Raw genomic sequence first — 24,032 nt, 5'->3', positions numbered from 1 at the left:
GACGACACCTCCGATCGCAGCGTGGCGCAGAACCGAGGCCGGAGCCTGATGCGTTCGCTCGCCAGAGGAGGGAAATGGCTTCTTCGGCATCAGTGGACCTGCGTCCCCATCGCCGAGAAGAACGCCACGATGCCGTTGGCCGCTCCGAGCAGCAGCGCGCAGCCGGCCGCGACGACGGTGCCCTTCTTCCCGTTGGCCTCCGCCTGGTGGCCGCCGCTGTGGTGGCCCCAGGCCCAGACGATCGCCGAGATCGCGAGCGCGCCCACTACGGCGATGATGCCGAACAGGTTGATGCTGCCAATGACCTTCTTCAGGACATCGAGTCCGGGCAGGCCGCCCTCCCTCGGGCTGACGCCGGGGTTGTACGCCAGGATTTGGGCATGCTGCATGAGCTTCACTGGTACTCCAGTACGGTTTTGGGCGCGCGAGAGCCCGGAGAGGGTGGAGCGAGAGGAGAGGGGGAGGCGGCCGGTCAGACGATCCGGCGGGCGGCCACCACGTTCGGTCGCCAATCAGTGACGGTCGAGATCTTGACCACGTCGCCGGTGTGCGGAGCCTGAAGGATCAAGCCCTCACCGATGAACATCCCGACGTGTTCCGGGACTTCAGCGGTGCCGCGGGTGAAGAGGAGATCTCCCGGCTTGAGGGCATCCACGCCAACCGCCCTGCCCTCCTTGACCTGCGTGTACGTGGTCCGAGAGATCGAGACTCCGCCAGCCCTGTATGACGCCTGCATCAGGGACGAGCAATCGCAGCGGCCCATCGGATCCTGACCGTGCGGATCCGAACACTCGCCACCCCACTGATACGGAGTGCCGAGCTGGCCGAGCGCCCAACGGATAGCCGTGCGCACGGACTTCGGAGCGTCGGTCGGGATCTTGTAGCCCTTGGGGACGGAGCCAGCGGGGATCGGACCGAACGCGGCCCCGTCGTTGCCGGTTCCGCACCCGGCAGGCACAGAATCCGACCCCCCGTCCTGGGTGTCCTTGGAACCACTCTTGACGGACGTCGACTCCTTGGACAGCGACTTGGCGATGGCCTTCTGCAGAGCTGTGGCCAAGGGAAGCCACCTAGCGTATGCGTCGGGTGAGCCGCTCTGCTGAACCGCCTGCGCGGCCTGCGTGACGGTCATGGACTGCCAGCCCGAGATGCTGAGCAATTCCTCGTAGAACTTCGTCGAGGCCTGCACCGGATCACGGACCTGAGCGGCCGTCCCCCAGCCATGACTGGGACGCTGCTGGAAGAGACCGAGCGAATCCCGGTCGCCGTAGTCCAAGTTCCGCAGCCCCGACTCCTGCAGGGCCGTGGCCAGGGCAACGATCTGCCCCCGCCCCGGCACCTTCATGGCGACGCCCGTGGCCTGGATCGTCTTGGCACTCGGGATCTGCACCGTGGGATCGGCCGGGCCTGCAACCGAAATGGCCCCCTCGCCGCCGCCCTTGAGGATTGATTTCACCTGCTTGGCGACCGCCAGGGAATCCCCAGCCTGTGTACCGCCATCGGAGCAGGTGGCCTGAGGGTCAGCAGCACTAGCTGCGACAACAGTGATCGGCGCGATCAACAGCAGCGGACCGAGTGCCACCACCCCGACTATGCCTGCGGCCATCTTCACGGTCGCAGGCTGTACGTCGAGTGGTGGACCGGAGCGCAGGGTCCCGGAGAGGGGCGTGCCTGGGCATGCTGCATCAGCAGCTCCTTACGCGTAGGCGGCACGACACTGGCTTCTTGTCGGAAAGGTCACCAACGCCGCGCCGGGCAGGAATAAAGGGACTCGTGAAAAGAAGGGGACCAGGGGGTCGGCAGCAGATAACTCCCTTCCCCTGGGTGCCCTTTAAGAAGAGCGGCAGCCAGCCGCCTTAGCCCGGATCCACCGGCTTGATGTCTGTGGGCAGTTTTTCGGGGAATGAAGAAGTGCCTTGTGACCTGCGATGATGGGGTTTCTCTAGGACCACATCAGGCACGATCAGCAAGGCACTTCCGAGATGCAATCTTCCCATGCCGCAGCGGCGGTCTCATCCGCGTTCGATGACCCGAACCTGATCGCGTACGGCGGGCTGGAGCCGGTGGTGCGGTTGGCCGAGCGGTGCGGTCTGCCCGCACTGGTCGGGGAGTACATCCGTCTGCCGGCCTCGAAGGACGGCACCGGTGCCTTCCCCACGGCGAAAGTGATGTCGCTGGTGGGCGGCATGATCGCGGGCGCCGACAGCATCGATGACATGCACCGGCTACGGCACGGCGCGATGGGCCGCCTGTTCTCCGGTGTGCGGGCCCCGTCCACGCTGGGGTCGTTTCTGCGTTCCTTCACGCACGGGCATGTGAAGCAACTGCACGCTGTGGCCCGCCGGTTCCTTCCTGAACTGGCCCGTCACGCCCCGCTGCTGCCCGGCGCGGACCAGGTCGCCTACGTGGACATCGATGACACCATCCGCCGCACCTACGGCTACGCCAAGCAGGGCGCCGGTTACGGATACAGCAAGGTCAAGGGCCTGAACGCGCTGCTCGGCATCGTCTCCACACCCCTGGCCGCCCCGGTGATCGCCGCCACCAGGCTGCGCAAGGGACCCTCGAACTCCGCGCGCGGGGCGGCAGCGTTCGTCGCCGAGACCATCCGCACCGCCCGCGCCTGCGGCGCCAGTGGCCTCATGGTGATGCGGGCGGACTCCGCGTTCTACGGCGCCGACGTCGTGAACTCCTGCCGGGCGCTCGACGCGCGTTTCTCCATCACCGTGCGGATGAACGCCTCCGTCAAGGCCGTCATCGCCCGCATCGACGAGGGCACCTGGACGCCGATCAAGTACCCCAAGGCGGTCTGGGACGAGGAGGGCCAGTGCTGGATCTCCGACGCCGAGATAGCCGAGACCGGCTACACCGCCTTCACTTCCAAGCCGAAGAAGCAACAGGTCACCGCCCGTCTGATCGTGCGCCGAGTCAAGCGCCTGGACTCTGGCGCCGTTCCCGCCGGGCAGGGCACGCTCTTCGACACCTGGCGCTACCACGCCGCGTTCACCGACTCCCCGCTCTCCCTGAAGGACGCCGAAGCCGATCACCGTCGGCACGCTGTCGTCGAGCAGGTGATCGCGGATGTCAAGAACAGCGCCTTCGCTCACGCGCCGTCCGGCCATTTCCAGGCCAATGCCGCATGGCTCGCTCTGGCAGCCCTGGCGCACAACCTGACCCGCGCCGCCGGCGCCCTGGCCGGAACGTTCCATGCCAGAGCGACCACCGCCACCATCCGTGACCACCTGATCAACGTGCCCGCCCGCCTGGCCCGCTCGGCCCGCCGCCTCACCCTGCACCTGCCCGAACGCTGGCCCTGGAGCACGGACTTCATTCAGCTCTTCAGCATCGTGCACGCGCCACCAGCCCTCTGACACTCCCTGACCGACCAGGGCTTGCGCAAGTTCCCGGGTTCGCCCAACTGGCGTGAGGATGCCGCGGGTTGGGGTGGATGACAGAGCGGACACGGAATCCGTGATCATTCAGGTGTCTAAGCCGAGTGATCAAGAGGGTTACCGTGTCCGCTGTCTCATCTTCCCCGATCCCTGCCGTGTTGACCAAGTTGGGTCCGCTCAACCCGGACGACGTGGCTGACCTGCGGTTCTTCCTGGAGGCGGTGCCCGATCCTCGCTCCCGGCGGGGCCGTTGGTACTCGTTGGCCTCAATCCTGCTGGTCTGCGCGGCCGCCGCGGTCTCAGGAGCCCGGACCATCGACGAGCTCGCCGAGTGGGGCGCCCGTGCCGACGCCGGGCTCCTCGCCGCGCTCGACGTGCGCCGTCACCTGCTGCACTGGCGGCATGCACCGTCCAGATCGGCGATCGGGAGGGTCCTCGAGCGCCTCGACGCCGACGCACTCGATGCGGCCGTCGGAGCCTGGCTGGCTCACCGCCATACCGCCGCAGCCCCGGGCAGACGACGGGTGATCGCTGTGGACGGCAAGGCACTGCGCGGCTCCGCCCGTCTGAGCCGGCCCCGCCGCCACCTGCTGTCCGCCGTCACCCATGGCCGCCCGGTCACCCTCGCCCAGGCCGAGGTCGGGTCCAAGACCAACGAGACACGGCACTTCCAGCCCCTGCTTGCACCGCTCGACCTGGACGCAGACGTGGTCACCTTCGACGCGCTGCACTCCGTGAAGGCCAATGTCGCCTGGCTGGTGGAGACCAAGAAGGCGCATTACGTGGCCGTGATCAAGCCCAATCAGCCCACCGCCTGGGCCCAGCTGGACGGTCTGGACTGGCACGCGGTGGCCATCCAGCACACCGCCTCGAACAAGGGACACGGCCGTCGCGAGTTCCGCTCGGTCAAGACTCTCGCCATTGCCGACAACCTCGGCGGCATCGCCTTCCCCCACGCGAAGCTCGCCCTCCGCGTCCACCGCCGCCGCAAAGCAACCGGCAGTAAGGAAACCCGCGAGACCGTCTACGCGGTCACCAGCCTCGACGCCCACCAGGCGAAACCGGCCGAACTCGCCTCCCACCTGCGCGGACACTGGATCGTGGAAGCCCAGCACCACATCCGCGACCGTACCTTCGCCGAAGACGCCTCCACCGTCCACGCCGGCAACGCACCCCGCGTCATGGCCGCCCTCCGCAACCTCGCAATCGGAGCCCTCAAAGCCCTCGGAGCGACCAACATCGCCAAGACCACTCGCGCCATCCGCGACCAACCCGAACGAGCCCTCCCCATCCTGGGCATCACCTACAAGCCCGACCTCAACGGAACTTGATCAAGCCCTGCTGACCGACCCGCCCGAAAGGGCCCGAGACTTGCGGAAAAGTGGAAAGGCTGGGCAGACCAGCGGTCACCCCACGCCCGAATCCGCAACTCAGCCCCGACACACCCTGCACGACCCCGAACCGATCACACCACAATCAAGGCGGTGGATCCGGGCTTAGTAATCTCAGACGCCGCACAGAGAATCGCTCCTGCCCAATTCGCAGCCTGTTCGGTGAGTGCCAGGGCGTCGCCGTCTGGATGCGGAAACGCGTATCGGCACAGCTCAACAGGCGCGGAGCCGGGCTCCGTCCGTCGAACATGGCTGGACTGTAGGGACGAATTCCGGCCGCACCAAACGACCCCGAACCTGAGCGTCCCGCGCAGTCGCCGGGCGACTTTAGGGCGTTAACCTCGATCGTTCATGAGTCCTCGTCGGTTCGCTGACGGGGGCTCTGCCTTTGTGGGGTGACGGTTTTCCGGTGGTGGGGCAGGGTGAGGGACCGGCTGTCGCGTCGGGTGGGCGCCGGGTTCCACTCTCCGGGGTGGTGTGGTTGTTGGGACGGTCGAAGTAGCTGGTCAGCCGGGGTTCGGCAGGGCCTGGAGCCGATCGATTGCCTGGGTGATGGTGTCGGTCCAGGGCCATCGGGCGGTGAAGCGGAGCCAGCGACGGCGGCCGGTGTTCACGAGCCGGGCGGCGGCGGAGAACAGGTGGAGCCGGAGTCGTTTGGGTTCCCAGCGGCGGGTGTCACCGGTGAGCGCGAGCATCGGCATCCAGGCCAGCAGGTCGAGCGCGATGGAGACGATCTCGAGCCAGATCCGGTTCTGGGCGGAGTCGTGGAGGTTGCGCAGGCCGGTGTCGCGGGCGTTTCGGATCCGGTCCTCGCAGCGGGCCCGCCTTCGGTGACGCAGTTCGAGGTCGGCGAGCTGGCCGCCCTTGGTGTTGGTGGCGAAGCAGGTCAGCCTCAGTCCATCGAGGTCGGTGAAGCGCAACTGGGCCCCGGGGTAGGGCCGTTCCATGCGCACGATCAGCCGCAACCCCTTGGGCCAGGCGGAGAGGTCGGGCATGTCGGTGATCTCAGTGACCCAGGCGCCGGGCCGCTCGGTGCCGCCCGCGTCATAGGCCGGCGTCCACGCCTACTTCGGGATCTTCAAGACGGCTTGGTGGATGGCCTCGGTGATCGTCATTCCGACGGAATACGACAGCCACCGGCCTGGCTTGGAGAGCCAGTCGAGGAAAGCGTGGGGTGCCGCCGGCGGAGTCGGTGCGGATCAGTGTCTGCCGTCCCCGCCGCAGGTGTTTGGGGAGTTGGGCCAGGGCGAGCTGGGTGGTGTCGATGTGGTCGTTCGCGGTGTTGGAGCCCGCGTTGCCGGGCCGCAGCAGCGCGGCAACCGGCTCCCCGGACCCGTCCTGGCCGTGGTCGACGAACGCGACGAGGGGATGGTGGCCGAAGGTCTTTTTCCAGGTCGCGGTGGCGTCCTGCTTCTCGGAGTGCGCGAGCACAAGCACCCCATCGATGTCCACGATCACCGATCCGTCAGCGGCCGGAGCGTTGGCGCCGGCCAACTCCCAGACCCGAGTCCGTACTTGTGCTCGTGCCGTGCGGATCGCCGTGAGAGCACTCGGTCCGGCCGCGGCCAGGGCGTCGATGAGGCGGGAGACAGTCGGATCGGAGGCCACCGGGCCGAACACTTCCTGCTCGGCCCGCAGCACGGCGACATCGGCCAGGCAGCCCGCCCAGAGCCGTCGCGAGCGCGACATCCAGCAAGACCTTGCCCGGATCGTGCACGGCCCGCGGGTTGCGCCACGGCGCCAGCGCCGTCGATATCGCGGTGTCCAGGCCGGACTTGCGGACCGTCTCGACCAGCAGCACCGCCCCAGCCTGCGAGACCACCGAGCGGCCACCGCCCCCGACACGGACAGACGCATAGGACCCGATACTCTCCTCCACCTGGGAAGTGCTTCTTTCCTCGCCACGTACAGGACCCTCAGCAAGTCCTATCGTTGCAGGTCAGGAGCACTTTCTGCATTCCCGGTCGCCTACCGGACACCACTCGTGGTGAAAGCCCGAGGCTAGAGAACCCCGCTCCGACAGAGCTGCCCAACCAAAGAGAGGCGAACGCCCAAGGCCCCGTCTCGCGCAGGCCGCAGTGCTCAATGACCACTCCGTCCCCCAAAACAGCCCATCGCAGGCGGCCATGTTGTAGAACTGAAGCAGGATCAGGCCAGCATGAACCCTCATGAGTCATCGCCCAGTTGACACTGGCGCTATCGCAGCAGGAGGACCTGGCGTTGCCACTCATCGCCCAGCGTTTCGCTCTACCATCAGCCCCAGCCGGCGAGGGAGGCCACGCGAAGCTCTTCAAGTCTGTCGATCTTGAAAACGACAACGCTCCGGTGGCTGTGAAGGTATTCAACCCTTCAAGCAACCTTGATGATCGAGTATTGAAGGCCGCCTGGGCGAATGAACTAAACGCATATCAAGCTCTAGGCGACCATCCAAATCTGGCGCGACTAATCGACTGGGGTCGATCGGAAGACGGGTCCCCCTACCTCGTATTCGAATGGCTTGAGCAGGATCTCTTCAAAGGCCTGGACGGCCTAGCCATCGAAGGGTGGGATGACTTCTGGCCCATCGCTCAGGATATTCTTTCAGGCCTGCAGGCGATTCATTCTGAAGGGTACGTCCACCGTGACGTAAAGCCCGAAAACGTCTTGATTACAGAAAATGGGCGATATAAAATAGCGGACTTTGGTACCGCTAGGCTTGCCGAGACAGTTAGCATTGGCGTCACACTCGCACCCTTGGGAACAATTCCCTACGCACCAGATGAGCGAGGCACGCGCACGCCAACCCCATCCTACGACGTCTATTCATTCGCCGTTCTCACCGTAGTCTGCTTGGCGCAGAGAAACTTCAATAATGCAGCAGAGGTTGAAGCGGCTTTCCGGGACCTAGACCTGCCACCTGACATTTTCTCTGTACTAGAACCTTGCTTCGCAACCGCGCCGGATGCGCGTCCTGCTACGGCCGGCGTTTTGTACTCCCAATTGGCCGCCGTCCAGGGAGAGCGAGAGCTTCGGCGGAGTCCCGAAACAGAGATATTTCTCGATTTGCCAACATTTGTCCTGGAATCACACAGGAAGCAATATGGTGTCGCGCTCACCTCAGATCAGGTGATCGAGGATATACACGCTGTTTGTGCGCTTTCCTACGACACCCGGTCTAAGGCGAAGCCAGACCTCCAGATTTCAGGACAGACCCTGCTCCTTCGAGTTCAACCTCACCGGGTCAGGCCGGGAGTGCTTCGAGTGGCAAGAATTCAACGGCCACAAGCTCAACTGCTAGAGGCTGCAAGAGCGAACTGGTACCGCCCAAAGACTAAGTTCAGGCTCAGCTCTCCAACAGACCCTGGCCGAGCCGACCGTGACCTCAACAGTCTGCTGGCAACAGTCAGTGACATGGATTCGGAGAGAGCAGAGCTGGAGGTTAGCTCTGCCGAGGCATCCGCATTCTCCAGTTGGCGGTCAGTTCTGGACGCTAAGTTTGCCCTCGAGAATGGACGCGGCGCGAAAGCAAACTACACCTCCTATCGACGCGATGGTAGCAGAATCCGCTTTTCTGTAGCAGATGCAACCGGTCTGGAGGTTGGCGAAGGACGACTTGTTTGGGATGGTAACCGGCGGGTCCTCTTTGGTGAAGTCGAAGGAATTGAAAACGGAGAAGTAATCCTATTTGTCACGAAGGGGAGATCGGAGGATCTCCCTCGACGTGGCGTGCTGGAGTTCGACTCAGAGGCATCCAAGTCTAAGCTTAAGAGAGAGCGAGACGCCCTTGAGAGAATTTCTAATCGACGTTCAGTCCGCTCTGACCTTCGTGACCTGCTCTTGGACCCCCAGCGGAGCGCGCCACCTCAGCCTGCCAATGTAGAAAGTTTCCTCCAGGACGGTCTCGACACCGCAAAGCAAAAGGCAGTTTCAGCGTCACTCGGCGCACGCGACTTTTGCCTGGTTCAAGGACCGCCCGGGACCGGCAAGACGACATTTATTGCCGAGCTCGTATCACAGCAGCTCCGCAAGAATCCTCGGGCACGCATCGTCCTGACGTCGCAGACGCACATCGCACTTGACAACGCCCTAATTCGTATTCGGGAGATGGAGCCCCAGGTCAGCCTCCTGCGTCTTGGTCGCTCTGACAGATTGGCTCAAGATGTTGAGCCATTTTCGATGACCGCACAAATGGAGCTTTGGCGAAAGTCAGTGCTTGGTCAAAGCCGAGCTTTCGTCAAGGAATTTGCGGCTCGCCTCGGAGTCGATCTGGACGCCGAAGGTTTGAGAAACGCGGCATTGGAACTTCAGCGCCGGCAGCGACGGGTGGTCGCTCTAGAGCAACAAATCGACACTAAGCAGGCGGATCGTCGGGAGCTCTTGACGGAAATTGACCGGCTTAATTCCCTTGCCGCTCCAATCCTGAACATGGCTTCTGAAATTGAAAATGCTGCCAAATCTGGAACGGGCACCGAGCTGGCGGCGGCAGCAGAGCGCTTCATTGAGACCGGACTAACTCTCGCGGCGCAACTGGAAGCTGCTGGCCCCGCAGGGCAAAAGCTGGTTGAAATGGAGGCGACTCTCGCACAGTGGCGAGCAGACCTAAAGGAGCAGACAGCTCACCAGAGCGGGGCTCAGGACGTCCTTGCCAAGTCCATGAATGCGGAGCCAAATACCACAACTGAGAATCTTGTCTCGGCCGCTCTGGAGCGATCCAACGTCGAGGATCCCAGAATCGCTCGACTGCAAGAGATCGCCTCAGACTGGGAGGAGCGATTCGGCCGTGGCAGTGAGTTCGCGGCAGTTCTCGTGACTCGCGCGCAGGTGGTAGCTGCTACGTGCGTTGGCGTAGCTGGAGTAGCCGGCGCAGACTCGATGGATTTTGATCTGTGCATCATCGACGAGGCATCCAAGGCGACGGCTACCGAGGCCCTAGTTCCTTTGGCCCGCAGTCGGCGCTGGGTCCTGGTGGGCGACGATCGACAGCTTCCTCCGTTCGTTGAGCAGGCGCTTGAAGATCAAGCAGTACTCAGTCGATTCCAGCTTACGCGTCCTCAAATACGGGAGACCCTGTTCTCCATATTGTCCGAGCGCCTTCCAGATTCATGCAAGTTCTCTTTGACTCATCAGCATCGAATGCACCCGACAATCGGAAGGCTGGTAAGCCACTGCTTTTATGGTGATCAACTCACCTCTGCCCCTCGTAACCTGTCACCCGTGATTCAAAGTTCATTGGGTGCAGCAGCCGTTTGGATCGACACGAGTCTGAGAAGCGACCGGCAGGAGACGCGAGCTGGAAAGAGTCTCCGGAATAAAGGCGAAGCCCGAGTGATCGCCAGCCTTCTAGACAGGATTCAATGGGTTGCTGAGCAAAACGGATCAGAACCCTTGAGTGTAGCGGTGCTCACGGGTTACGAAGCCCAAAGGAGAGAGATCACAGAGACTCTGGCCAAAGGTGAGCTCACAAGAATTCTACTGAAGGTGCGAGTGGCCACGGTGGACTCATACCAGGGTCAGGAAGCCGATATCTCCATCTTCAGCGTGACCAGGTCCAACGACGGCGCTGATCTGGGGTTCATGCGAAGCGAGGAAAGAGTCAACGTGGCGGTCTCGCGGGCACGTGACGGACTCGTGATCGTGGGCGATGCGCCATTCATTGAATCGAATAAGGACTCTCGGAACCCTCTGCGAGAGATTCTTGATCACATGCGTGCCGATACAGGATGCATCGTTGAGAAGGCTGATAAGGCATGACTGAGACTTCGATTGAAGATATGGTTCAGCGCCTGTCCAGGCATGCTGGATATCGACTTGTCACCTTCAGGGAAGTAGGTCTTCCTTTTTGGGATATGCCAATCCGCTGCCAACTACTCGAACGCAAGGCTCTCGGCGTTCTGGATGAGTTCACCCTGCGGTGCGTTGAGGCGGGATTGAAGGTCAGTGACGACATTTCTCGCTTTTTGAATCTACCCGTGGAGGTTACCGATGAAGTTATGGGTCGCCTTGTTGTCCGGGGCCACATAATTGCTGTCCCTGTCAGTAGCGGAGGCATGCATTACGTTGTTTCTGAGTCCGGAAAGCGGGCGTGTAAGGAGCTTGCCGAGGTTACCCCAGAAGAGCGCACCCTGCGCCTCGCCTATGATGGACTAACACGGAAGTATGGACACGTTGAAAGGTCTCTGAGGTGGCGTCCCAGAGATCTACGACAGCACGATGTGTTGGAGATTCCGGCCTTCCCCGCCGATCCGCCGGCGGTAGGCCCTGACGACACCGCCGCTATTTCACTTCTTCTAAGAGATGTGACCGATACAGCAAAGCATGATCTGATTACTGTCATGTCACTCGGCGGCAAAAGAGAGAAGTTCTTCCTGAGGGCGATAGCGCTCGTTTTTGAATCGGTTGACCGAGCCAACGATATTCAGGTCAAGTTCGCAATCGATGGCCGCATCAGCGAAGAGCACGCCTTGGCATTTGCCAAGGCAGAGGGTAGCCGAAAGATTGGGCTAGTCGGCGCACTGAGGGATCCCGATTCCACGGTGGATGCGCTCCTGGGCGAAGAACTCCTGAAACAGCGATCAGATGAAGCCGAAGTCGCAGCGATCAGGCGAACGGCCGAGAAGTATAAGAATCAGCTGTCGGCTTTTGAGAAGCGCGTCTCCGCTGCTTCAGATGAGCAAAAGGAGCCCCTCGTGGACCTTGCCACCGAAGCGGCGGCTAGGCTCGATGAGGCAGAGACCGCTCTTCAAGGAATTGCAGTCCGAGTCTTGGAGGTGCATGAGCATAGGCCGCTTTTGCTGGAGGCTCTAAGGTCCGCTAAAGAGCGCCTGATGATCATTTCGCCATGGATCCGCTCTGCGGTCGTAAATGACCGATTCTTGGAAGATCTTGGACGCTTGCTTTCCTCAGGCGTGAGCGTGGTTATTGGCTATGGGATCGATGGAAACGACTCAGCGGGAGAGGCGAGTAGTCCGGCCGCTCGAAGGTTGAGCGATTTGGCGGTAAAGCACAGTAACTTCCAGTTCGTTCGCCTTGGTGATACACATGCGAAGGTTCTGCTTGTTGATCACGCGTACGTGGTTGTTACGAGCTTCAATTGGCTATCCTTTAGAGGTGATCCAAGTAGGCCTTTCCGTGATGAACGGGGCACTCTGATCACAATACGGAATGAGATCGATCGACTATATTCTGACTATATGGCGCGCGTGGGGTCGGTTGTTAGTACGTGACAGCCGAAATCTGAAGCCTTGGTGACCTCCTTAAGTATTCTCGGTGATCACCAGTCGCTGTTCAAACAGCGTTGTACAAGGCAGGTGCCGGAGGCGACTTCCTTCTGTGGTTGTGCCCGCAGTTGAGTGTCCAACTTCGCACACAATGACATGTGAGTAGAGAAACCCGTAACAGCTCACTTCATTGTCGGAAGGTGTGACGAAGCGGACGCCGTCGAACTGTTCATTCCCGAAGGCGAGCCTCCCCCAACAGGCTGGCTGAGGATGACGCCGTGAGGCCCGCTTGAGCGTGCCCGCGGGGTTGATTCAGCAAGTCAGGAGCCCGGCCAAAGGTCCCATCACAGTCTTGTCCTCCCGCCCGACCGGAGCGTGCTACCCCTCATGCGTCGTACGGAAGGACAGCACTCATCAGCATGGCAGACGAGATAGCGGTGGTCGGCGGCGCCGACACCCAAACCGACTTCCACCAGGCCACCGTGATCGACCCCATCGGTCGGCACCTGGCCACCGAGGCCTTTGCCACCACTCCCTGCGGCAACCGCCAACTGCTTCATTGGCTCCGCTCACACGGCGAGGTCGCGTCGGCGTCGAGGGCGCCGGCGCCTACGGCTCTGAACTCGCCCGGTACCTACGGGCCAACCAGGTGACACCTGGGTACCACCTCAGGTGCCCTGGTACAGGCATGACCCTGCTGACGGAAGCTGAGCAGCTGGTAATTGCCCCCATGCTCCGCTTCAGCGAAACGCTCCAGCGAGTCGCGACCTCGTCCGGGCGCGCGCAGTTGATGATGCTGCTCACTGAGGGCACTCTCGGCACTCTCGACCTCCTCCGGACTCGGCGAGTACGCGACCTCGATCGAGCGCGGGACGCCTGCCGGACCGAGCGCCGATGAACTGGGCCGTGGCAAGTAGGGGAAGCGGCTGGGATGAGCTAGGTGCAGGGCGTCGGTGAGGGTCGTCTTGCCGGAGCCGTTGGCACCGATCAGAACGCTGAAGCGGCCCGGCAGTTCGCAGGTGATCCGATCCTTGGCGCTCGCTCGTAGACCGCTGACCGATACGCGACTTAAGTACACCCCGACCCCCCAGGAAGCTCAAACGTTCGATGACACATCATCGCTTACCACACTGGCAGCCAGGAGTGAGGATCGCCTGCGCTGTGCTGTGCGTGCGCGGCCCGTGCTGGGAGTCGGTGAGCTTGGCATGCTAGACACCGAATGGGCGAGTGCGGCGGACTGTGGCGGCTGACAGGTGACCTCTCGACGTCAGGCGCAGGCCCCTCGGGGCGGAATCCCTACTGACCTGACATGCCGTCACGAAAGTCAGCAAGCGGTCAGCATCAACCCTGTTAGAGGTGGCCGAACTCTGCGACACGTGCAGTTGAGGCATCACAGGAAAAGGTGATCTGGCCTGCAGGGTTGCTGGTAACAGGCGCGGGCGTAAGCTGTCTGCGTGCCCGTGTAGGAGAACCAGTCGTACCACTCGACGGCGTTGCCGACCGAGGCGGCGAGGAGCTGGCGCAGCGGGCGGCGCGGGGGAGCGGTGGTCAGGGCCCCGGCCGCCGGTTCGGACGGGTCCGAGGGGCCGGACGGGGCCGACGGGGAGGGGGACGTGCGATCTGTCATGATCGCGACCATCCCCCGAACCCCGCCGTCCCACACCTCGGCCCTCGCGGTCCGAGGTCACTGTCGGCTCAGCCCTGGCGGTACGGGATCACTGTCGGCTCAGCCCTTGCGGTACGAGATCACCGTCGTCGTCACCAGGCACGGCGAGGGCGGCACCATCTCCACGCGCAGCGTGCCGCGCGCCGTGTCGTAGTCGACGCCCTCGGCCTCGAACGTGCCCGAGCAGATGCTTCGTTGCGGGATCGCGAACGCGCTCGTGACGTGCCCGGCGACCGGTGAGCCGTCCAGCGGGCGGTCGAGGGAGACCTCCAGGACCTCCTTCGTCGAGCCGTCGGACGAGCACACCAGATGCGTGGCGTCGGTGAAGTCGCAGCCCTGGATGTTGTCGACGGGCTTGTTGAGGCTGATCTGCCCGGCCTGCGGGAGGTTCGCGCCGGGCGTGGGCGCGGACGGGTTGAGCACGGGCGCCGGGAACACTTGCAGCCGGTTCATGGTGCCCCACTCGCCCGCCACGAGCCACTGCCCGTCGGGCGACACGGACGCGAACGAGTTGTTGAGCAACTCGCCCTGATCCAGGGTGTGTTCGTACGTCGTGCGCCGCCCGTCGGGGGCTGTCACCGCGAACATCTTCTTCGTCGTGCCGTCGCCGCCCTGGTACGCGTCGAACGTGTAGCCCTGCGCCACGTCCGGGTCGCCTATGTGCGACCAGCCCGCCGTGCGCAGGTCGAGCGGTACGGAAGCGAGGCCCCGGTACACCAGCGAGCCGTCGGCGTGGCTCGCCAGGCCCTGGCTGCCGGTGAGTGAACTCACCCGAGCGGTGCCGGTCTCGGTCCAGGTGGGCGCGGCCGTCGCCGTGCCCGCGCCGAGCGACAGGGCGCCCAGGGTCGCGGCCAGAGTGAGGAGTTGGCGTCTCGTCCGTCGTTGCGTGGGGGGTTTCATGCGGCCTCCGCCGGTCGAAGATCGGGTCGCGGACCAGGCTGCCCTACGATCGGCGCATGAGGCTGACGATTCTCGGCGGTGGCGGATTTCGAGTGCCCTTGGTGTACGGAGCGCTGCTCGGCGACCACGCCGAAGGCCGGGTCACCGAGGTCACGCTGCACGACACCGACCCGGACCGGCTGCGGGCCGTCACCGGCGTACTGGCGGAACAAGCCACCGGCGTCCCCGACGCGCCCGCCGTGCACGCCACCACCGACCTCGACGAGGCGCTGCGCGGCGCCGACTTCGTCTTCTCCGCGATCCGCGTCGGCGGCCTCGCGGGCCGCGCGGCGGACGAGCGGGTGGCCCTCGCCGAGGGAGTGCTCGGCCAGGAGACCGTCGGCGCCGGCGGCATCGCGTACGGCCTGCGGACCGTGCCCGTCGCCGTCGACATCGCGCGCCGCGTGAAGCGACTCGCCCCCGACGCCTGGGTCATCAACTTCACCAACCCGGCCGGCCTGGTCACCGAGGCCATGTCGCGGCACCTCGGCGACCGCGTCATCGGCATCTGCGACTCGCCCGTCGGACTCGGCCGCCGCGTGGCGCGCGTCCTCGGCGCCGACCCGGGCGAGGCCTGGATCGACTACGTCGGCCTCAACCACCTCGGCTGGCTGCGCGGACTCAGGGTGAACGGCCGCGACGAGCTGCCCCGCCTGCTCGCCGACGAGAAGCTGCTCGGCTCCTTCGAGGAGGGCCGTCTCTTCGGCCCGGACTGGCTCCGCTCCCTCGGCGCGATCCCCAACGAGTACCTGCACTACTACTACTTCAACCGCGAGACGGTGCACGCCTACCAGGAGGCCGAACGCACCCGCGGCGCGTTCCTGCTCGACCAGCAGGCCGCCTTCTACTCCGACCCGTCGTACGCCAGTTGGGACCGCACCCGGGCCGAGCGCGAGGCCACCTACATGGCGCACAACCGCGAGGCGTCCGGCGCGGGCGAGCGGGACGCCGCCGACCTGGAGGAGTCGGGCGGCTACGAGAAGGTGGCGCTCGCCCTGATGCGCGCCATCGCCCGCGACGAGCGCGCGACGCTGATCCTCAACGTGCGCGGGCGCGGCGCACTGCCGTCCCTCGACGACGACGCCGTCGTCGAGATCCCCTGCCTCGTCGACGCCAACGGCGCGCACCCCGTGAGCGTGGCGCCGCTGCCCGGCCATGCCACGGGCCTCGTCTCCTCCGTCAAGGCCGTCGAGCGCGAGGTGCTCGAAGCGGCCGAAGGCGGCTCGCGGGCCACCGCCGTCAAGGCGTTCGCCCTGCATCCCCTCGTCGACTCCGTGACCGTGGCCCGCCGCCTCCTGGAGGGATACACGGCGGCCCACCCCGGCCTCGCCTACCTGACCCGCTAGGGGGTGTCCGGCGGGTCGGGGTCGGGTAGGTCGCGGTGAGGTGCCGCGCCGGGCGTCGCGCCCCGGCGGTGATCCGCCGGACACCACGTAGTAGAGGAGCAGGTATGCACGACGAACTCCGCCGCATCGAGCAGCGCGTCGCCCGCGTCCACGACCAGCGCGTCAAGCCCGCCGTCCACAGCGACAGGGTTCCGCTCGCCCTCCAGTCATGGCAGGCGCCCGGCGAGCCCGTCCCCTTCGCCGAGGCGAGAGCGGCCGCGTACAAGCCGTTCGGTGTCGGCACCCCGTGGGGGCCGCCCTGGGGCACCACCTGGTTCACGGCGCACGGCACCGTCCCCGCCGAGTGGGCGGGCCGCCGCGTCGAGGCCGTCTTCGACCTCGGCTTCGTCAACGAATGGCCCGGCAACCAGGCGGAGGCCCTCGTGCACCTCCCCGACGGCCGCCCCCTCAAGGCCGTCAACCCGCAGAACCAGTACGTGCCCGTGGCCCGGCCCGCCCAGGGCGGCGAGGAGGTCGAGTACCTCATCGAGGCCGCCTCCAACCCGGACATACTCGCCGACCGCTTCGCGCACCCCACCGCGCTCGGCGACCCGCGCACGGCGGGCGATCAGCCGCTCTACACCTTCAGGAGCGCCGACCTCGCGATCCTCGACGAGGACGTCTTCCACCTGTCGCTCGACCTCCAGGTCCTGCGCGAGCTGATGCTGGAACTGAGCGAACACGAGCCACGCCGCCACGAGATCGCGCACACCCTCGAAGCGGCGCTCGACACCCTCGACCTCGACGACGTCTCCGGCACGGCCGCCGCCGCCCGCGCCGTCCTCGCCCCTGCCCTCGCGAAGCCCGCGCACGCCGGCGCCCACACCCTGTCCGCCGTCGGCCACGCGCACATCGACTCGGCCTGGCTGTGGCCGATCCGCGAGACCAAACGCAAGACCTCACGCACCTTCTCGAACGTGACGGCGCTCGCCGAGGAGTACGACGAGTTCGTCTTCGCCTGCTCGCAGGCCCAGCAGTACGAGTGGGTCAAGGACAACTACCCGCACGTGTGGGACCGCATCAAGGAGGCCGTAGCCAAGGGCCAGTGGGCGCCCGTCGGCGGGATGTGGGTCGAGTCCGACGGCAACCTGCCCGGCGGCGAGGCCATCGCCCGCCAGCTCGTCCACGGCAAGCGCTTCTTCATCGAGCACTTCGGCGTCGAGACCAGGGGCGTGTGGCTGCCCGACTCGTTCGGCTACAACGCCGCGTACCCGCAGCTGGCCAGGCTCGCCGGAAACGAGTGGTTCCTCACGCAGAAGCTGTCGTGGAACCAGACCAACAAGCTGCCCCACCACTCCTTCTGGTGGGAGGGCATCGACGGCACGCGGATCTTCACCCACTTCCCGCCGGTCGACACCTACAACGTCGAGTTCTCCGGCCGGGAGATGGCGCACGCCGTCCGCAACTACCAGGACAAGGGACGCGGCACCCGCTCCCTCGCGCCCTTCGGACACGGCGACGGCGGGGGCGGCCCCACCCGCGAGATGCTGGAGCGCGCCCGCCGGCTCGCGAACCTGGAGGGCTCCGCGAAGGTCAGGGTCGAGCACCCGGACGCCTTCTTCGCGCAGGCGAGCAAGGAGATCCCCAAGGACCAGGTGTGGTCGGGGGAGCTCTATCTGGAGCTGCACCGCGCGACGTACACGTCGCAGGCCCGCACCAAGCAGGGCAACCGCCGCAGCGAACACCACCTGCGCGAGGCCGAGTTGTGGGCCACGACCGCGGCTCTGCGCGCGCCGGGGTACGCGTACCCGTACGAGAAGCTCGACCGGCTGTGGAAGACGGTGCTCCTGCACCAGTTCCACGACATCCTGCCCGGGTCGTCCATCGCCTGGGTGCACCGGGAGGCCGAGGCGGAGTACGCGCGCGTGGCGGGCGAACTCGAAGCGATCACGGCGGAAGCGGTCGCCGCGCTGGGCGAGGGCGCGCTCGGGGAGGGCGTGCCGCACGTCTTCAACACCAGCCCGTACGCCCGTACCGAAGTGATCCGCGACCCGGCCGGTGAGCCGGCCCTCACCCACGTGCCCGCAGGCGGGTCGGCGCCCCTCGCCCCCGCCGCCCCCGACCACCCCGTCACCGTCACGGACGGCCGCACCCTCGACAACGGACTCGTGCGCGTCGTGATCGGCCCCGACGGGACGCTGGCCTCCGTGTACGACCTGACCGCGGAACGCGAGGTCCTGGCCGGTCCCGGCAACCTGCTCCGCCTCCACAGCGACCTGCCCAACTACTGGGACGCCTGGGACATCGACAAGCACTACAAGAACCACTACCGGGACCTCCTCGACGCCGAGTCCGTGACGGTGACCGAGGAGGGGCCGCTGCGCGCCGCCGTCCGCGTGGAGCGGGCCTTCGGCAAGGGCTCCCGCATCACGCAGACCGTGACCCTGCGCGCGGGCAGCAAGCGCGTCGACATCGAGACCGAGATCGACTGGCACGAGACCGAGAAGATCCTCAAGGCCGCGTTCCCCGTCGACGTCCGCGCCGACCACTCCAGCGCCGAGATCCAGTTCGGCCACGTCAAGCGCCCCACGCACACCAACACCAGCTGGGAGGCGGCCCGCTTCGAGGTGTACGGCCACCGCTGGGTCCACATCGGTGAACCCGGCTACGGCGTCGCGGTCCTCAACGACTCCACGTACGGCCACGACGTCTCGCGCACGACCCGCGACGACGGCGGCACGACCACCACGGTCCGCCTCTCCCTGGTGCGCGCCCCGCGCGTCCCCGACCCGGAGGCCGACCAGGGCGCGCACCGCTTCACCTACTCCCTGCTGCCCGGCGCGAGCATCGCCGACGCCGTGGCCGAGGGGTACGCGCTCAACCTGCCGCTGCGCGTGGCCGGTTCGGGCACGGACACCGCCGACCCGGTGGTGTCGGTGGACGGCGACGGTCTGACGGTGGAGGCGGTGAAGCTCGCCGACGACGGCTCGGGCGATGTCGTCGTGCGGCTGTACGAGTCGCTCGGTGGCCGGGCGGCCGGCACCCTGCGTACGGGCTTCCCGCTGGCCGGTGTCCAGGTCACCGATCTCCTGGAGCGCCCGCTCACCGAACAGCCGGACCAGGTGCGGCAGTCGGCGGACGGCGGTGACGCGGTGCGGGTGGCGCTGCGGCCGTTCCAGATCGTGACGCTGCGGCTCGCGGTGGGCGAGCGGGGCTGAAGTCGGCGGCGGGGAGGACCAGTTGGACTCCGGCCGGTCCTCCCCGCCGATTGGGACACCAGCGCCTGGGTGATTGTTTCTGACGCATACGGCGAGTTTTCATGCAAGTGTCATCACCCCTTCCCCTCTGGCCGGTCCTCTTGGAACACTCTGCTCGCTTCTGTCCCCACACACCCAAGAGGCCCCACACCCATGCCTGAACTCAACCGGCGGCGTTTCCTGCAGATAGCGGGCGCGACCGCGGGCTTCACCGCCCTGTCGAACAGCATCGACCGCGCCGCGGCCATCCCGGCCGCCCGCGTCAAGGGAACCGTCCAGGACATCGAGCACATCGTCGTCCTGATGCAGGAGAACCGCTCCTTCGACCACTACTTCGGCACGATGAAGGGCGTCCGCGGCTTCGGCGACCCGCGACCGGTGACGCTCCCCAGCGGCAAGCCCGTGTGGAACCAGGTGAGCGGCGGCAAGGAGGTCCTGCCCTACCACCCCGACGCGGCGGACCTCGGCATGCAGTTCATCGCGGGCCTCGACCACGACTGGGCCGGCGGCCACAGCGCCTTCAACAACGGCAAGTACGACAACTGGATCGCCGCCAAGGGCACCGGCACGATGGCGCATCTGACGCGCCAGGACATCCCGTTCCACTACGCGCTCGCCGACAAGTTCACGGTGTGCGACGACTACCACTGCTCGTTCATGGGGGCCACCGACCCCAACCGCTACTACATGCTGTCGGGCCACGTCGGCAACGACGGCACCGGCGGCGGGCCCGTCCTCGGCAACCAGGAGGCCGGTTACGGCTGGACCACGTACGCCGAGCGCCTGGAGAAGGCCGGGGTCTCCTGGAAGGTCTACCAGGACATCGGCGACGGCCTCGACGCCGCCGGGAGCTGGGGCTGGATCGACGACGCCTACCGCGGCAACTACGGCGACAACTCGCTCCTCTACTTCAACAACTACCGCAACGCCAAGCCGGGCGACCCCCTCTACGACAAGGCCCGCACCGGCACGAACGCCAAGGCGGGCGACGGCTACTTCGACGTCCTGAAGGCCGACGTCAAGGCCGGGAAGCTCCCCAAGATCTCCTGGATCGCCGCGCCCGAGGCGTTCTCCGAACACCCCAACTGGCCCGCGAACTACGGAGCTTGGTACATCTCCCAGGTTCTCGACGCCCTGACGTCCAACCCGGATGTATGGAGCAGGACGGCTCTGTTCATCACATACGACGAGAACGACGGCTACTTCGACCACGTCGTGCCGCCCTACGCCCCCGCCTCCGCGAACCAGGGCCTGTCCACCGCCGACACCACGCTCGACTACTTCAAGGGCAACGCGAGCTACGCGGCGGGCCCCTACGGCCTCGGCCAGCGCGTCCCCATGATCGTCGTCTCGCCCTGGTCCACGGGTGGCTACGTCTGCTCCGAGACGCTCGACCACACCTCGATCCTGCGGTTCATGGAGAAGCGCTTCGGCGTCAAGGAGACCAACATCTCGCCGTGGCGCCGCGCGATCTGCGGCGACCTCTCCTCCGCGTTCGACTTCTCCCTCACGAACACGGCCCCGGCGCAACTGCCCAGCACCGCCGGGTACGTGCCGCCGGACCACGACCGGCACTCCAGCTACGTACCGAAGCCGCCGGCCAACCCCGTGCTGCCCAAGCAGGAGTCGGGCTCCCGGCCCGCGCGCCCGCTGCCGTACGCGCCGTACGTCGACGGGGTCTCCACGCCGTCGACCGGCAAGTTCCAGCTCACGTTCAGCGGCGGCCCCTCCGCGGGCGCGGCCTTCCAGGTCAGGTCGCAGAGCCGGGCCGACGGCCCCTGGACGTACTCCACCGAGGCCGGAAAGTCGATCTCGGACGCCTGGAACTCCGCTTACTCCGCCGGGAAGTACGACCTCACGGTGCACGGCCCGAACGGATTCCTGCGCGCCTTCAAGGGCACCAACACCGCCGCCGAGCCCGGACTCACGGCCCGCCACGACGCGAGTACGGGCAACCTCACGCTCACGCTGACGAACCCCACCGGCGCCGACGTCCACCTCACCGTCACCAACGCCTACGGCGGACAGCCGCAGACGTACACCGTGCGGGCCGGTGCCACCGTCACGCAGACCGTCGACCTGCGCGCGACCAAGCGCTGGTACGACCTGAAGGTGACCGCCGACAGCGACAGCACGTACCTGCGTCGCCTCGCGGGCCATGTCGAGAACGGACAAGCCGGCGTGAGCGACCCCGGGATTCTCACGGTCTGACTCCCGTAGGAGCTTCTACTCGAAGGCGCTCGACAGTCGCGCCGCCGCCCGTTCCGTACCGGTTCGGGCGGCGGCGTACGTCACATCGGTCCGGCCTGGATGCCGGCGCAGGATGGCGCGATAGTGTGCCGGGGTGACGACGCAATCGAACACCCCTGCAGGCTGGTACCCGGACCCCCAGGGCGCGCCCCAGACCCTGCGGTGGTGGGACGGCGCGCAGTGGACCGAGCACACGAGCCCCGTGCAGCAGCCGGCTGGACAGCAGGTCCCGCACCAGGCGCAGCAGCCTCAGCAGCAGCCCGTGCAGCAGGCGTCCCAGGGCCAGTTCGCCCAGCAGCAGCCTGTGCAGCAGCACCAGCCGCAGCAGCCCGGGCAGTACCAGCAGCCCCAGCAGCACGCCGCCGGTCCGTACGGGCAGCAGGCCCCGCAGCAGCAGCAACAGCAGCACGTCGACCCCGCCAAGGTGCAGCACCAGGTGCAGCATCAGGCCGGTGTCGCGCCCACCGCGCAGGGTGGCGGCAGCCTCTTCACCGAGCCGGTCCTGGTGGTGAACCAGAAGGCCAAGCTGATCGAGCTGACGAACGAGTACACCGTCATGGATCAGAACGGCGCCCAGATCGGATCCGTCGTCCAGGTCGGCCAGAGCACGCTCAAGAAGGTCGCGCGCTTCGTCTCCAGCCTCGACCAGTTCATGACCCACAAGCTGGAGATCCGCGACGCGTACGGGCAGCCGCAGCTCGTCATGACGCGGCCCGCGAAGTTCATGAAGTCGCGTGTCGTCGTGGAGCGTCCGGACGGCTCGCCGGTCGGTGAGATCGTCCAGCAGAACATGATCGGCAAGATCAACTTCGGGATCAACGTGAACGGCCAGCAGATCGGCGCCATCAAGGCCGAGAACTGGCGGGCCTGGAACTTCTCGATCGTCGACCACGCCGACAACGAGGTCGCCCGCATCACGAAGACGTGGGAGGGACTCGCCAAGACGATGTTCACGACCGCGGACAACTACGTCCTCCAGATCCACTACCAGCTGCCCGAGCCCCTTCTGAGCCTCGTCGTGGCGACCGCCCTCACCGTGGACACCGCCCTCAAGCAGGACGCGCGCGGCTTCGGCTGACCGGACCGGCGCCCGGCGGGCGTCGGTTCACCGCGACATCGGCTGCTCCAGGCCGACCTCCTCGTCCGCCCCGGCCGTCGTCCCGTGCGCGGCCGGGACGCGCGGTCCGCCCGCGCGGCGCGCGGCCGGGACCAGCAGGGCCGCGAGCGCGGCGGCGAGACACAGCGCCGCGAGCAGCGTGAAGCCGTGGGTGTACCCGGAGGCGTAGGGGAGCCCCGACGCCTGGAGGTGCCCCGTGACCAGGCTGCTCATCACGGCGGCGCCGATCGAGCCGCCGATGGTGCGGATGTTGGCGTTCATGCCGGTGGCCGCGCCGGTCTGCGCGGCCGGGACGCTCTGCACGATCAGGTTCGCCATGGACGCGAACGCGAGCCCGATGCCGAGCCCGAACACGCCTGCCGCGAGGGCGACTTGCCACTGCTCGGTGTGCCAGGCGGCGAGCATGGCGCAGGAGACCGCGCCGAGCGCGGCGCCGGTGGTGAGCAGCGCCTTCGCCCCCACGACGGGTTCGAGCCGGCCGCTGAGCACTCCGGCGAGGAACATCGCCACGAGCATCGGCAGCATCAGGAGTCCCGCACCCGTCACGCTCGCCCCGAAGCCGTATCCGTCGGACGAGGGTGTCTGGGCGAAGCCGGGCAGGAACGACCACACCGCGTACATCCCGGCGCCGAAGAGCAGCGCGGCCGTGTTCGTGGTCCACACGGCGGGCAGCCGCATGACGCGCAGGTCGATCAGCGGGCTCGCGGAGCGGGCCTCGGACAGCACCCACGCGGCGAACAGGACCACGGCGGCGGCCAGCAGACCGACGACCTTGATCGATGCCCAGCCCCAGGACGTGGCCTGGCTGATGGGCAGCAGAAGGGCGACGAGCCAGCCGGAGAGCAGCACGGAGCCGAGCCAGTTCACGCGTCCCGTGCCGCGCGTCGGCGACTCGGGCACGTAGCGGTGCGCGATCAGGGCCGTCACCGCGACGACGGCCGCGGGCAGCCAGAACAGCCACCGGTAGTCGAGCGCGCCCACGATCGGTCCGGCCGCGACCATGCCCACGCCGCCGCCCGCCGCGATGACGGCGGACAGGTTGCTGATGCTGGGGCTGACCCGGTGGCCGGGGAACTCGTCGCGGATGATGCCGAACGACAGCGGGAAGAGCGCGCCGCCGATGCCCTGGACGACCCGGGCGACGATGAGCACGGTGATGCTCGGGGCGAGGGCCGCGAGGAGACAGCCCACGGTCAGCGCGACGAGCGCGGCGACCATGGTGCGCTTCTTGCCGACGAGGTCGCCGACCCGGCCGAGTATGGGCGTGAAGATCGAGGCGGACAGCAGATAGGCGGTCATCACCCAGGTCGAGGTGGCCTGGCTGGTGTGCAGCGCGTGCTGGACGGTGGGCAGGGCCGGGGCGACCAGCGACTGCATCATCGAGAAGACGCCGGCACCGGTCGCGAGGACCGCGAAGGTGAGGCGGTTGGAGCTTCTGGGTGCCGGGCTCGGTGCCATGGGGATCCCGGACGTGGGATTCCCGGGCAGAGGTTTCCTGG

Annotated in this window: 13 protein-coding genes and 1 pseudogene; 8 read left to right on the top strand and 6 right to left on the bottom strand. The window is 66.3% G+C overall.

Going from position 1 to position 24,032, the window contains the following annotated elements:
- Positions 1 to 89: 89 nt before the first annotated feature.
- Together OG456_RS05685 and OG456_RS05680 are read right to left on the bottom strand one after the other, a co-directional pair.
- Entirely contained in the window at positions 90 to 389 is a 300-nt protein-coding gene (locus OG456_RS05685) for a DUF6112 family protein (protein WP_266557819.1), read from the bottom strand.
- 83 nt (positions 390 to 472) lie between these two features.
- On the bottom strand, positions 473 to 1,606 hold the full coding sequence (locus tag OG456_RS05680; RefSeq protein ID WP_266569072.1) for a C40 family peptidase: 1,134 nt from the start codon (positions 1,604 to 1,606) through the stop codon (positions 473 to 475).
- Between the two features lie 376 nt (positions 1,607 to 1,982).
- On the opposite strand from OG456_RS05680, the gene OG456_RS05675 reads away from it, so the two are divergent.
- The gene (locus tag OG456_RS05675; protein WP_266557422.1) at positions 1,983 to 3,371 is read left to right on the top strand and encodes an IS1380 family transposase; all 1,389 of its coding nucleotides are present in this window, start codon (positions 1,983 to 1,985) and stop codon (positions 3,369 to 3,371) included.
- Between the two features lie 176 nt (positions 3,372 to 3,547).
- Complete coding sequence (locus OG456_RS05670; protein WP_266557817.1) at positions 3,548 to 4,723, top strand: ISAs1 family transposase; 1,176 nt, start codon at positions 3,548 to 3,550, stop codon at positions 4,721 to 4,723.
- 566 nt (positions 4,724 to 5,289) lie between these two features.
- Here the strand turns inward: OG456_RS05670 and OG456_RS05665 are convergent.
- A pseudogene (locus OG456_RS05665) lies at positions 5,290 to 6,662 on the bottom strand (IS1380 family transposase).
- Positions 6,663 to 6,967: 305 nt separating this feature from the next.
- Here OG456_RS05665 and OG456_RS05660 point away from each other — a divergent pair.
- Both OG456_RS05660 and OG456_RS05655 read left to right on the top strand, forming a co-directional pair.
- A complete protein-coding gene (locus tag OG456_RS05660; RefSeq protein WP_266557815.1) occupies positions 6,968 to 10,513 on the top strand; it encodes a serine/threonine-protein kinase in 3,546 nt (1,181 codons plus the stop codon).
- Entirely contained in the window at positions 10,510 to 11,985 is a 1,476-nt protein-coding gene (locus OG456_RS05655; protein ID WP_266557813.1) for a phospholipase D-like domain-containing protein, read from the top strand. Before OG456_RS05660 ends, OG456_RS05655 begins: the two co-directional genes overlap by 4 nt.
- Positions 11,986 to 12,613: 628 nt before the next feature.
- On the opposite strand, the gene OG456_RS50800 is transcribed toward OG456_RS05655, so the two are convergent.
- The gene (locus OG456_RS50800; RefSeq protein WP_353962086.1) at positions 12,614 to 13,057 is read right to left on the bottom strand and encodes an AAA family ATPase; all 444 of its coding nucleotides are present in this window, start codon (positions 13,055 to 13,057) and stop codon (positions 12,614 to 12,616) included.
- A gap of 648 nt (positions 13,058 to 13,705) precedes the next feature.
- Complete coding sequence (locus OG456_RS05650) at positions 13,706 to 14,545, bottom strand: hypothetical protein (RefSeq protein WP_266557811.1); 840 nt, start codon at positions 14,543 to 14,545, stop codon at positions 13,706 to 13,708.
- 56 nt (positions 14,546 to 14,601) lie between these two features.
- Here OG456_RS05650 and OG456_RS05645 point away from each other — a divergent pair, with 56 nt between their 5' ends.
- The 4 genes from OG456_RS05645 (at position 14,602) to OG456_RS05630 (ending at position 22,494) form a co-directional block, all read left to right on the top strand.
- Positions 14,602 to 15,930, top strand: a complete 1,329-nt coding sequence (locus OG456_RS05645) for a 6-phospho-beta-glucosidase (protein ID WP_266557809.1) — start codon at positions 14,602 to 14,604, stop codon at positions 15,928 to 15,930.
- Positions 15,931 to 16,034: 104 nt separating this feature from the next.
- Positions 16,035 to 19,127 (top strand): glycoside hydrolase family 38 C-terminal domain-containing protein, encoded by a 3,093-nt coding sequence (locus OG456_RS05640; RefSeq protein WP_266557807.1) that lies wholly within the window; start codon positions 16,035 to 16,037, stop codon positions 19,125 to 19,127.
- Between the two features lie 192 nt (positions 19,128 to 19,319).
- Positions 19,320 to 21,377 carry a phosphocholine-specific phospholipase C gene (locus tag OG456_RS05635; protein ID WP_266557805.1) on the top strand — a complete coding sequence of 686 codons (2,058 nt, stop codon included), beginning with the start codon at positions 19,320 to 19,322 and terminating at the stop codon, positions 21,375 to 21,377.
- Positions 21,378 to 21,510: 133 nt separating this feature from the next.
- Positions 21,511 to 22,494 (top strand): phospholipid scramblase-related protein, encoded by a 984-nt coding sequence (locus OG456_RS05630; RefSeq protein ID WP_266557803.1) that lies wholly within the window; start codon positions 21,511 to 21,513, stop codon positions 22,492 to 22,494.
- 27 nt (positions 22,495 to 22,521) lie between these two features.
- Here the strand turns inward: OG456_RS05630 and OG456_RS05625 are convergent, their stop codons facing one another.
- On the bottom strand, positions 22,522 to 23,991 hold the full coding sequence (locus tag OG456_RS05625) for an MFS transporter (RefSeq protein WP_266557801.1): 1,470 nt from the start codon (positions 23,989 to 23,991) through the stop codon (positions 22,522 to 22,524).
- Positions 23,992 to 24,032: the final 41 nt, after the last annotated feature.

Origin of the sequence: Streptomyces sp. NBC_01446 (assembly GCF_026340095.1) — a bacterium.
In the GTDB taxonomy this organism is placed as follows: domain Bacteria; phylum Actinomycetota; class Actinomycetes; order Streptomycetales; family Streptomycetaceae; genus Streptomyces; species Streptomyces aureus.
The sequence above is the reverse complement of the archived record's forward strand: the minus strand, read 5'-3'. Positions and strand labels throughout refer to the sequence as shown.